Genomic DNA, 11,435 nt, shown 5'->3' with positions numbered 1-11,435 from the left:
AACGGCGTTCTGCAATGCTGCAGAGCGCCGTTTCTTAATATTTATCCTGATTGATTAAATGCCGAAAGCAGCTTTAACCTGATCTACGTAATCTAATTTTTCCCAGGTAAACAGATCAACCGAAACCGTTTTTTCTTCGCCATTAGGTGTTCTGAAGGTTTTGGTAACCGTTTCTGGCGTACGGCCCATGTGTCCGTAAGCAGCAGTTTCGCTGTAAATTGGGTTTCTCAATTTTAAACGTTGCTCGATAAAGTAAGGACGCATATCGAAAATCGATTCCACGATTTTTGCAATCTCGCCATCAGTTTTACCCACTTTACCTGTTCCGTAAGTATTGATGTAAATACCCATCGGTTTTGCAACACCGATAGCGTATGATACCTGAACCAAAATTTCATCGGCAATGCCTGCAGCAACTAAATTTTTGGCGATGTGGCGTGTAGCATAAGCAGCACTTCTATCTACTTTACTAGGATCTTTACCCGAGAAAGCACCACCACCGTGGGCACCTTTACCACCATAGGTATCTACAATGATTTTCCTGCCTGTTAAGCCGGTATCACCATGCGGACCGCCGATTACAAATTTACCCGTTGGGTTAATGTGGTATTCGATTTTATCGTTAAACAAATGCGCATACTGCGGATTGCTTTTAATAATCCTCGGGATTAAAATGTTTACCAGGTCGGTTTTGATTTTGGCCAGCATTGCAGCTTCTTCGTCAAAATCATCGTGCTGTGTAGAAATTACAATCGCATCGATACGCACTGGTTTATTATTATCATCATACTCTAACGTAACCTGGCTTTTTGCATCCGGACGCAGGTATTTGATTTCGTTGTTCTCGCGGCGTAAAACGGCAAGTTCCTGTAATAATTTATGCGAAAGATCTAAAGCCAAAGGCATATAATCTTCGGTTTCGTTGGTTGCATAACCGAACATCATGCCCTGATCGCCGGCACCCTGATCTTCTTTATTGCTTCTATCTACACCTTGGTTAATATCCTGCGATTGCTCGTGTATGGCCGATAAAATACCGCAAGAGTTGGCCTCGAACATGTATTCGCTTTTGGTGTAACCAATTTTCTTGATCACATCACGTGCAATTTGCTGTACATCTAAATATGTTTTAGATTTTACTTCACCCGCCAAAATAACCTGGCCAGTGGTAACCAAAGTTTCGCAAGCTACCTTTGATTCGGGATCGAAAGCCAAGAAGTTATCAATTAACGCATCCGAAATTTGATCGGCGATTTTATCTGGGTGACCCTCAGAAACAGATTCTGATGTAAATAAATATGACATTTATTAAATAATTAATGATAAATAAACAAATTTATAATTGCCAAACCCCTTGAAAACAGGTGGTTAAATGATTGGAAGAAGGCATTAGCAATTTTTTTAAGTGGTTGCAATCCGGTCCCGAAGTATCGGGATAGCAAATCAATCCACTTTTTACTGGTGCAAAATTAGCATATTTTCTTTATTTCAAAAATTATAGATTATTTTGTGCATTCATTCTTACACTTTGCACACAAAGATCAATATCCTCTTTATCATTAACCCTATCTCTGGTGGGAGAGGGAAGCTGCGTATTCCCGATTTTATCGATAAATACCTGGATAAGGAAAAGTTTAGTCCGAATTTTGTTTTTAGCGAATATGTTGGTCACGCCGCCGAACTTGCCGACGAGGCGGCCACTAAAAATTTCGATGTAATTGTTGCGGCTGGCGGTGATGGAACCATTAACGAAGTGGCAGGTAAAGTATTAAAGCATGATAAAATTTTAGGCATTTTGCCATTGGGATCGGGAAATGGGCTTGCCCGGTTTTTAAACATCTCTAAAAATTTACGCTACGCACTTTCCATCATCAATAATTTTAATGTTGATGAAGTGGATACTGCAGAGTTTAACAATAAGTGTTTTTTTAATCTGGCCGGTATGGGTTTCGATGCCCATTTAAGCTCTGTTTTTTCGAAAGATAAAAAACGTGGCTTATCGGGTTATGTGAAACTCGGTTTTAAAGAGGTTTTTAACTATAAGCCCCAAACCTATCAGCTTAATATCGATGGAACCGAATATACCCGAAAGGCTTTTGCCATCAGTATTGCCAATTCATCGCAGTACGGTAACGATGTTTACATTGCGCCCAATGCTTCGGTAAAGGATGGTTTATTGGATGTTTGCATTATTAAACCTTTTCCGATAATAAAACTGCCTGTTTTGGGTTATGTAATGTTGAGGGGGAAAGCAGAAACATCTGATATGATTGAAATTATTAAAGGAAAAAATATTAAAATTATAAGGGAAAAAGAAGGCGCTGTGCATGTGGACGGCGAACCTTTGCAGATGGGAACGGAGATAGAAGCGGTGGTAAATCCACTTTCGTTAAAAGTAATTGTTCCTTGAGTGGAGCGTAAAGCGGTTGGAGTAAGGCGTAGAGCGGATGGCGATTGGTGAATAAGCCATGAACCATCAAACTATCAACCATGAACTAATAAACCATTGACCAATGAACCTTTTACAAAAGCATGAAACCAAAGAAAAATAGTTTAAGCGATCTTGGCGGAATTATGTATTCTACCAATCCCGAATTCGAATACGAAGAAGAAGTTGATGATACCGTTACCTCACCTAATAACCAGCAGGATTTAAGGGTAATGCTCGATAAAAAGAACCGTGGCGGTAAAGCGGTAACTTTGATTACAGGTTTTAGGGGAAGAGCTGAAGATTTAGAGGTATTGGGTAAAATGCTTAAAACCAAATGTGGCGTAGGTGGTTCGGTTAAAGATGGCGAAATAATGATCCAGGGCGATGTGCGTGATAAAGTAATGGGCATATTGCAAAAAGACGGCTATAAAGCGAAAAAGGCTGGGGGGTAATAGAAAAAGCTGTTATCCTGAATGCAAAGAAGCATCTTTTTTAGGTACCTGCTGCAATAACAATCCTTACAAATTCTAAAAGCCCGACCTTTAATCCTCATCAAATCCTGCTTGATCCTCAATGTTGGTTTTTTAATGTATAGTGCATAGCTACTTTCGTTAAACATTTAAATAAATCAACATGAAACAGTTATTAATCTTATTCTTTTTTGTTATCTCTTTTGGTATTCAGGTAGCCCACGCCATCACTATCGGTGTGCCTGAACTGATTATTCTGCTAATTGTAGGCTTTATTGCAATTGCTGGGGTGACCGGTTTTGTTTTATTATGTTTACATTTAATTAAAAAGACGAAGACTACTAAAAATGAGAAATAGAATAATTTTTGGGCTGATTTTTATACATGCATTTGGCATTCAGATTGCTCGTGCTGCTATGTTGGGTACGGCCGAAATAATTATACTTTTAGTCGTGGGTGTTTTGTTTTTAGGTTTCATTTTTGGAGTGTTTATGCTGATCTATTATTTGATCAAAAAAAGCCGTTCGCAACCTCAAATAGCACCCAATAACGTTGCTATAAATTTTACCCCGCCCACGGCCTATCAAAATCCAACTGTAGGGGAAAAGATTGATAAAAAAGAAGATGTTAAGGTAAATGGCCGGATTGCTTTGCCCCAACAGCACGAAATCAGATATGTTAGTCCTGATGAAATTGTAAGATGCGAAGCTGATAACAATTACACCAACTTCTTCTTCAGCGATGGAGATCAGTTGCTGATTTCAAAATCATTAAAAGAATATTCCGATCTGCTTAAACCGCAGGGTTTCGTACGTGCACACCAAAGCCATCTTGTAAACCCAAAATTTGTTAAGAGCTGGTTAAAAGAAGATGGCGGAACGCTGCTCATGGATAATGGTGATAAAATTCCGGTAAGTAAACCAAATAGGGAAATGGTAAAGGAAATGTTGGGGAAGTAGCAGTAAAAACCTCGCAGGTTTTTGAAACCTGCGAGGTTTAAACATTACATTTTTGTACTTTTGCGGCTATGTCAGTTATTAAACCCTCATTAGCAAAAGGAACCCGCGATTTTTCTCCTGTAGAAATGGTAAAACGCAATTTTATTTATGATACCATTAAAACGGTTTTCATGAAATATGGTTACGCCGAAATACAGACGCCAAGTTTCGAAAATCTTTCTACCCTAACCGGAAAGTACGGCGATGAAGGCGATAAACTGATTTTTAAAATTTTAAATAGCGGCGAATTTCTTAAAGATCCAAAAAAGAAAGCTTTTGATTTCGCCGATGAAGATAACAGCAATAAACTGATCCCCTTAATTTCTGAGAAAGCTCTGCGCTACGATTTAACTGTACCTTTTGCCCGTTACGTGGTAATGCACCAGCACGAAATTACCTTGCCTTTTAAACGTTTTCAGGTGCAGCCCGTTTGGCGTGCTGATCGTCCGCAAAAAGGTCGGTACCGCGAGTTTTATCAGTGCGATGTAGATGTGGTAGGATCAGAAAGTTTATTGAACGAAGCCGAATTTATTCTGATCTACAACGAAGCTTTGAGCAAACTGGGCTTAAAAGATTTCAGTATCAAAATCAACAACCGGAAAATTCTATCGGGCATTGCCGAAATTATTGGTAAGCCAGATTTAATTATCGATATGACTGTGGCCATTGATAAACTGGATAAAATCGGTTTAGATGGTGTGAGTAAAGAACTATTGGAGCGCGGTTTTGCAGAAGCTGACCTGGAAAAACTCCGCCCCGTAATTTTACTCGAAGGAACCAACGAAGAAAAACTTGCCAGTTTGAAAGAAGTTTTAGCACAATCGGAAACAGGTTTAAAAGGCGTTGCCGAAATTGAACAGGTTTTTGACTATGTAGAAAGCCTCATTTCTTACGCGTTGCCATTAACCGCCAAATTAGAACTCGATATCACCTTAGCGCGTGGTTTAAACTATTATACCGGCTGTATTTTCGAAGTAAAAACCAACGAGGTTGCCATGGGCAGCATTGGTGGTGGTGGGCGTTATGATGATTTAACCGGTATGTTCGGGTTAAAAGACTTAACCGGCGTGGGGGTTTCTTTCGGTGCCGACCGCATTTACGACGTATTGGAAGAACTTAATCTTTTTCCTGCCTCTGCAGAAGTGGGAACAAAGGTATTGATCAGTAATTTTGATGCGGAAGCCGAAAAATATGCTTTGCCAATTGTTCAGCAGTTCAGAAATGCAGGTATATCAGCAGAATTGTATCCAAGTTCGGCAAAACTTAAAAAACAGATGGCTTATGCCGATGCAAAAAAAATACCTTATGTAGTTTTAATTGGTGGCGATGAAATTACCAGTGGCGAACTTACTTTAAAAGATATGCAGAGCGGCGAGCAGAAAAAGCTGACTGTTTTAGGGATTTTAGAGTTGTTGAAGTAGCTTTCGCATTTTTACCGCAAAGCACTTAAAGGGTTTCGCTAAGAAACGCTGAGTGTTAATGGGCGCCTGGCCTTGCGATCTTTGCGTTTTACTTCTTTTTCTTTGCGGTTAAACTAACCTGGTAATTCGCATTCTCGTATTCTTGATAAAATTATCATATTTTTGATTAGGAACTGTTGATTAGTAATCATTCTCTCATTCAATCAATCATTCATTCAAAATTCAATCCTTATCTAATATGGAAAAATCAAAACAGAAAGAAATCAAGGATGTAGAATACAGATTGAAATCGATATTTGGTGGTTCGATAGGTAATCTGGTCGAATGGTATGATTGGTATACCTACTCTGCTTTTGCACTTTATTTTTCACCTGCATTTTTCCCCAACAGTAATCCAACTGCACAGTTATTAAATAGCGCAGGCATTTTTGCCGTGGGGTTTTTAATGCGTCCCATTGGTGGATGGTTATTTGGCAGCATTGCTGATAAACTGGGGCGTAAGCGATCCATGACAATTTCTGTACTGATTATGGCCATCGGATCATTGATTATCGGTTTAACACCAGGATACAAACAGATCGGAATCGCGGCCCCCCTGTTGCTTGTATTTGCACGATTGATACAGGGACTGAGTACAGGTGGCGAATATGGTACCTCGGCTACTTACCTCAGCGAAATGGCCACCAAAAAACACCGTGGTTTTTATTCCAGCTTTCAATATGTAACGTTAATTGGCGGGCAATTATTGGCTTTGGGCATTCAGCTTATTTTACAGAATTGGTTGCTCACTCCGGCCGAACTACATGCCTGGGGCTGGCGCATACCCTTTTTTATCGGTGCCATACTTTCTTTTATTGCGCTGTACCTGCGGAGGCACATCGACGAAACCGCTGCTTTTAAAAATAAAAATTCGGAAGATAAAAAAGGCGGCATTGCGGTATTATTGAAATATCCGAAAGAGGTTTTTACGGTTGTAGGTTTAACTTTAGGCGGAACCATTGCCTTTTACACTTTTAGCACTTACATGCAGAAATTCCTCGTAAATACCGTTCACCTGAGTAAAGAAACTTCAACAACCTTATCATTTATCTCATTGCTGGTTTTCGCGATTATGCAGCCTTTATTCGGTTTGTTATCTGATAAAATTGGCCGGAAACCCTTGTTGATCGGTTTTGGCGTTTTAGGAAGTTTATGTACTTATCCAATATTAACCGGTTTAGCGGGAGAGACCAATACAACCATTATATTTTTATTGATGATCAGTGCTTTGATCATTGTAAGCGGATACACCAGTATTAATGCGGTAGTTAAGGCCGAATTGTTTCCTGCCGAAATCAGGGCGCTGGGGGTTGGCCTACCTTATGCATTAACCGTTGCCATTTTCGGCGGAACAGCAGAATATTTTGCGCTCTGGTTTAAAAACATCGGGCACGAAAGTTATTTCTATTGGTACGTAACCGGATGTATCTTAATCTCGTTGATTTTATACACCACCATGAAAGATACCAAGCACCATTCGAAAATTGAGGATTAGGTTTTAGATCCTTTTCCTAATGAGATCGTCATGCTGAATTTATTTCAGCATCTTCCACGCAAAATGGACCCTGAAATAAATTCAGGGTGACGGCACCCATTAAGCTACTTTGCATAGGTAATGTTTTGGATGGTATCATCTTAGATTCTTTAATTTTAAAATATTGCAAAGATGTTCGCGGAAAATTGAAAGGCACATTAACCTCTCCATGTTGATCCGTGCCTCCGTGGCAAACTTATGCCCCTCGTATTTGGTTAGTAAATATAACCCAACAGAATAATCAAATTTTATATATTTACCATTATGCAAAATCTGCCTCCTTTAGCCGAACGTATGCGCCCTCAGAACCTCGATGAATATGTTGGTCAACAACATTTGGTAGGAGCGGGTGCGGTATTACGTAAAGCCATTGAGAGCGGTCAATTGCCCTCCATGATTTTCTGGGGACCCCCTGGGGTCGGTAAAACCACTTTAGCCTATATCATTTCGCAGGCGCTGGATCGGCCTTTTTTTAACCTAAGCGCCATTAACAGTGGTGTAAAAGATATCCGCGAGGTAATCGATCGTGCGGCACAGCTTAAAGATAGCTTTTTGGGACTGCCAATTCTGTTTATCGACGAGATCCACCGCTTTAGTAAATCGCAACAGGATAGTTTGCTGGGTGCGGTAGAGAGAGGTCTGGTTACCTTAATCGGCGCTACTACCGAAAATCCATCTTTCGAGGTCATTTCCGCTTTGCTTTCCCGCTGTCAGGTTTATATTTTAAAATCTTTAACCGAAGAGGAATTAGCAGGTTTGTTGCAAACGGCCATTAAAAAAGATGCAATCCTCTCCGAAAAAAAGATCACCATCAAAGAACACGAAGCATTGATCCGTTTATCGGGTGGCGATGCACGTAAATTGTTAAATGTGCTCGAAATTGCCATCAACGGTATCGGTGGCAATAAAATGGTGCTTACCAACGAGAATGTACTGGCGCATGCCCAACAGAACCTGGCCTTATACGATAAAGCAGGCGAGCAACATTACGATATCATTTCGGCTTTTATTAAATCCATCCGTGGCAGCGATCCGAATGCAGCCGTTTATTGGCTGGCACGGATGATAGAAGGGGGGGAAGACCCGCTGTTTATTGCCCGCAGGTTGCTGATTTTATCTTCAGAAGATATCGGCAATGCCAACCCAAATGCACTTTTATTGGCCAACAACTGTTTTACCGCAGTAAACGTAATCGGCTACCCCGAAGCTCGGATTATTTTATCACAATGTGTAACTTATCTGGCCAGTTCGCCCAAAAGTAATGCCTCTTACGAAGCCATTAACAAAGCGCAGGCTTTGGTTAAACAGACCGGAAATCTGCCGGTTCCCTTGCATATCCGCAATGCGCCAACCAAACTAATGAAAAATATCGGTTACGGAAAAGATTACCAGTATTCGCACGGGTATGAAGGTAATTTCTCGCCGCAGGAATATTTTCCCGAAGAATTAAGCGGCACGAAACTCTACGATCCGGGCAAAAATGCGGCAGAAGAGAAGCTGCGCGAAAAGCTAAGACAGAACTGGAAAGACAAATACAAATATTAGTGTAACATTTTTTACCGAATGCATACTAATATATAAATTGACTAAATCAAACACCTAAACTTAATATGCTGAGTACTTTTTTAAGCCATCAAAGAAAATCTTTTTGGCGTTCGCGGAACAGGGGCAGTAGTATTGCCGGCCAGATTGTTCTGGGGTTCTTTATGCTCTATTTTTTTGTGCTGGCAATTGGTGCCGGCTTAAGTATGGCTCATTTGTTAAACTATTTTTTTCCCGGTCAGGATGTAATTAAAAGTTTTAACGGCATCATTCTCTACTATTTTGCATTCGATTTTATTATGCGCTTACAGTTTCAGGAACTGCCAACCTTAAGCATTATCCCTTACCTGCATTTAAGAATCTCGAGGAGTAAAATTATCAAGTTTTTAAATGTTAAGGCGCTTTTTTCCGCATTCAATATTTGGCCGTTTTTTATCTTCCTGCCTTTCTGTTTTATTAAAATTGCCCCTGCTTTTGGCGCCATAACCACGTTAATGTATATCGTTTCGATATTCTCTATCATGGTTTTCAATAACTACCTGGTACTGTACATCAAGCGTAAATCGATAACCAATACCCTATATACTTTTATCGGTATGCTTGTTATTGCCGCATTTGCCGCTTTAGAATATTACAAGGTGATTTCGATCATGGCCGGATCCGATTTTGTATTCAGGGCCATTGTTGCTCAACCCGTATATGCTTTTGCATTTACCCTGGCAGCCATTGCTATATTTTATATTAACTCCGGTTTCCTCCGTAAAAATTTATATGTAGAGGAACTGAGTAAAAAACAGGAGAAAAAGGGCAGTACCGATTATGCTTTTCTTAACCGTTTTGGTAAGGTTGGCGAACTGGCCGCATTAGAACTGAAATTAATCCTCCGTCATAAACGCCCACGTTCGGCGGTCATCATGGGTTTCTTTTTCCTCTTTTATGGATTTGCTTTTTACAAACAGGAACCAATTAGCAGAGACGCTTTTGGCCAGATGATGTTCGGAGCCATATTTATGACAGGTATATCTATTATCATTTATGGTCAGTTTATGTTCGCCTGGCAAAGTGCCCATTTTGATGGGATATTGGCCAATAAAATTGATTTTAAAGACTTTATTAAAGCAAAATTCCTGCTTTTTACCATTGGCTGTACCATTATTACCCTATTGGCAAGTTTTTATGGCTTTAAGAGCCCAAAGCTATTGCTGTTGCATTTAGCCGCTTATTTATACAATATCGGTTTTGGAACCGTAGTAGTGCTTTACCTGGCTACTTTAAATTATAAACGATTGGATATTACCAAAGCTGCCAGTTTTAACTATCAGGGAACCGGTGCCACACAATGGCTGTTGATGTTCCCTTATGCACTTACACCCATTTTAATGTATGTACCCTTCGGCATATTGAATAAACCTTACTGGGGCCTGGCCGTTGTGGGTATATTCGGTTTAATCATGCTTCTGTTAAGGGGTTTCTGGGTAAATTACATTGCAAAACGACTTGAAAAACAACGATATAAAATAGCCGAAGGCTTTAGAGAATAATTATGATTTTAGAAGTTAAGAAATTACAGAAAGTTTATGGCGATAAAACCGTTGTAAACATCGAAGATCTACAGATTGCTGCCGGCGAAACCGTAGGACTGGTGGGGAATAACGGTGCAGGTAAAACCACTTTCTTCCGTATGCTTTTAGATTTGATCCGCCCAACAACTGGCGAGGTTTTATCAAAAGGTGAAAACGTAATGCAGAACGATAACTGGAAAAATTATACAGCATCGTTTTTGGACGAAGGTTTCCTGATCGATTATTTAACCCCCGAAGAATATTTCATTTTTATAGGCAGTTTACACAACCTAAGCGTAGCTGATGTTTCTGCTTACCTGAGCCAATATGGTGAGTTTTTTAACGGCGAGATTTTGAACAGCGGGAAATATATCCGCGATTTCAGTAAAGGCAACCAGGTTAAAGTGGGCATTGCTGCGGCATTGATGCAAAAGCCCGAAATTTTAATTTTGGACGAACCTTTTGCCAACCTCGATCCAACTACGCAGATCCGTTTAAAGAAGCTATTAAAAGAACAGGCAGGCAACATGACTACTTTTATCTCCAGTCACGATTTAAACCACGTTACCGACGTATGCAGCCGCATTGTTCTGGTAGAAAAAGGTAAAGTGATCAAAGATTTTAAAACAGACGAAAATACACTGAAAGAATTGGAGAGTTATTTCTCCGCTTAGTTTTTGTACTAAGAATGATACATTATCTCAGAGTCCCGACCAGTCGGGACTCTTTTTTTGCCATTACGATTAATATTTGTAGTCAAAATTGGTCAAAATGGGCATAAAATAGGGTTCAGGTAGTTTTTGGCATTGTGTTTGAATGTGTCGGGTAGAAATTATAAATCTAGCATATCATGAGTATTTCAAAAGTAAGAATAGCGACATTAAGTATAGGGTTGGCAGTAGGATCGATGGCATTCCAAAGTTGTGATAGTTTAACTAAAACACAAAAAGGAGCTGGTATTGGTGCTGCAGCAGGTGGTGTAATCGGCGCATTAATCGGTAAAAAAGCCGGTAATACAGCAGTTGGTGCATTAATTGGTGGTGCTATCGGCGGTACAGCAGGTGCATTTATCGGTCGTAGAATGGACAGGCAAGCTGCCGAAATCCAGAAAGCTATTCCTAATGCTGAAGTAATCCGTGAAGGCGAAGGTATTATTGTGAAATTCGATAGCGGTATTTTATTCGATTTCGATAAAACGGCTTTAAAAGATGCTGCTAAAGCAAACGTACAAAGTTTAGCTTCTTCATTAAATCAATATCCTGATACAGATATCAAAATTATCGGTCATACCGATAGCCGAGGTACTGAGCAATATAACATGGGCCTATCAGAAAGAAGAGCAGCTGCCGTTAAAGCTTATGCCGTTTCTCAGGGTGTACCCGCAAGCAGGTTGGTTACCATTGGTAAAGGTTTTGCCGAGCCAATTGCTGATAACGAA

11 protein-coding genes are annotated in these 11,435 nt (G+C 40.0%); 10 read left to right on the top strand and 1 reads right to left on the bottom strand.

Translation table 11 applies throughout. The features are described from left to right. Positions 1–54 precede the first annotated feature (54 nt). A complete protein-coding gene (gene metK / locus B2V92_RS14040; RefSeq protein WP_293309179.1) occupies positions 55–1,305 on the bottom strand; it encodes a methionine adenosyltransferase in 1,251 nt (416 codons plus the stop codon). Between the two features lie 223 nt (positions 1,306–1,528). Here metK and B2V92_RS14035 point away from each other — a divergent pair, with 223 nt between their 5' ends. From B2V92_RS14035 to B2V92_RS13990, 10 genes are all read left to right on the top strand, one after another. Further along, positions 1,529–2,410, top strand: a complete 882-nt coding sequence (locus tag B2V92_RS14035) for a diacylglycerol/lipid kinase family protein (RefSeq protein WP_293309177.1) — start codon at positions 1,529–1,531, stop codon at positions 2,408–2,410. 122 nt (positions 2,411–2,532) lie between these two features. Then, positions 2,533–2,883, top strand: a complete 351-nt coding sequence (locus tag B2V92_RS14030; RefSeq protein ID WP_293309175.1) for a translation initiation factor — start codon at positions 2,533–2,535, stop codon at positions 2,881–2,883. 181 nt (positions 2,884–3,064) lie between these two features. Beyond that, positions 3,065–3,259: a hypothetical protein gene (locus tag B2V92_RS14025; protein ID WP_293309173.1), complete on the top strand. Its 195-nt coding sequence runs from the start codon at positions 3,065–3,067 to the stop codon at positions 3,257–3,259. Next, a complete protein-coding gene (locus tag B2V92_RS14020) occupies positions 3,249–3,860 on the top strand; it encodes a LytR/AlgR family response regulator transcription factor (protein WP_293309171.1) in 612 nt (203 codons plus the stop codon). Before B2V92_RS14025 ends, B2V92_RS14020 begins: the two co-directional genes overlap by 11 nt. Positions 3,861–3,928: 68 nt before the next feature. Then, entirely contained in the window at positions 3,929–5,320 is a 1,392-nt protein-coding gene (hisS, locus tag B2V92_RS14015; RefSeq protein WP_293309169.1) for a histidine--tRNA ligase, read from the top strand. 238 nt (positions 5,321–5,558) lie between these two features. Continuing rightward, positions 5,559–6,854 carry an MFS transporter gene (locus B2V92_RS14010; protein WP_293309167.1) on the top strand — a complete coding sequence of 432 codons (1,296 nt, stop codon included), beginning with the start codon at positions 5,559–5,561 and terminating at the stop codon, positions 6,852–6,854. 303 nt (positions 6,855–7,157) lie between these two features. Further along, positions 7,158–8,438 (top strand): replication-associated recombination protein A, encoded by a 1,281-nt coding sequence (locus tag B2V92_RS14005; RefSeq protein WP_293309165.1) that lies wholly within the window; start codon positions 7,158–7,160, stop codon positions 8,436–8,438. A 65-nt stretch (positions 8,439–8,503) separates the two neighbouring features. Beyond that, positions 8,504–9,976: a DUF5687 family protein gene (locus B2V92_RS14000; RefSeq protein ID WP_293309163.1), complete on the top strand. Its 1,473-nt coding sequence runs from the start codon at positions 8,504–8,506 to the stop codon at positions 9,974–9,976. Between the two features lie 2 nt (positions 9,977–9,978). After that, the gene (locus B2V92_RS13995) at positions 9,979–10,671 is read left to right on the top strand and encodes an ABC transporter ATP-binding protein (RefSeq protein WP_293309161.1); all 693 of its coding nucleotides are present in this window, start codon (positions 9,979–9,981) and stop codon (positions 10,669–10,671) included. A 176-nt stretch (positions 10,672–10,847) separates the two neighbouring features. Beyond that, on the top strand, positions 10,848–11,435 hold a 588-nt coding region (locus B2V92_RS13990; RefSeq protein WP_293309159.1), incomplete at its 3' end, for an OmpA family protein.

This window comes from Pedobacter sp. UBA5917, assembly GCF_002432345.1.
In the GTDB taxonomy this organism is placed as follows: domain Bacteria; phylum Bacteroidota; class Bacteroidia; order Sphingobacteriales; family Sphingobacteriaceae; genus Pedobacter.
The sequence above is the reverse complement of the archived record's forward strand: the minus strand, read 5'-3'. Positions and strand labels throughout refer to the sequence as shown.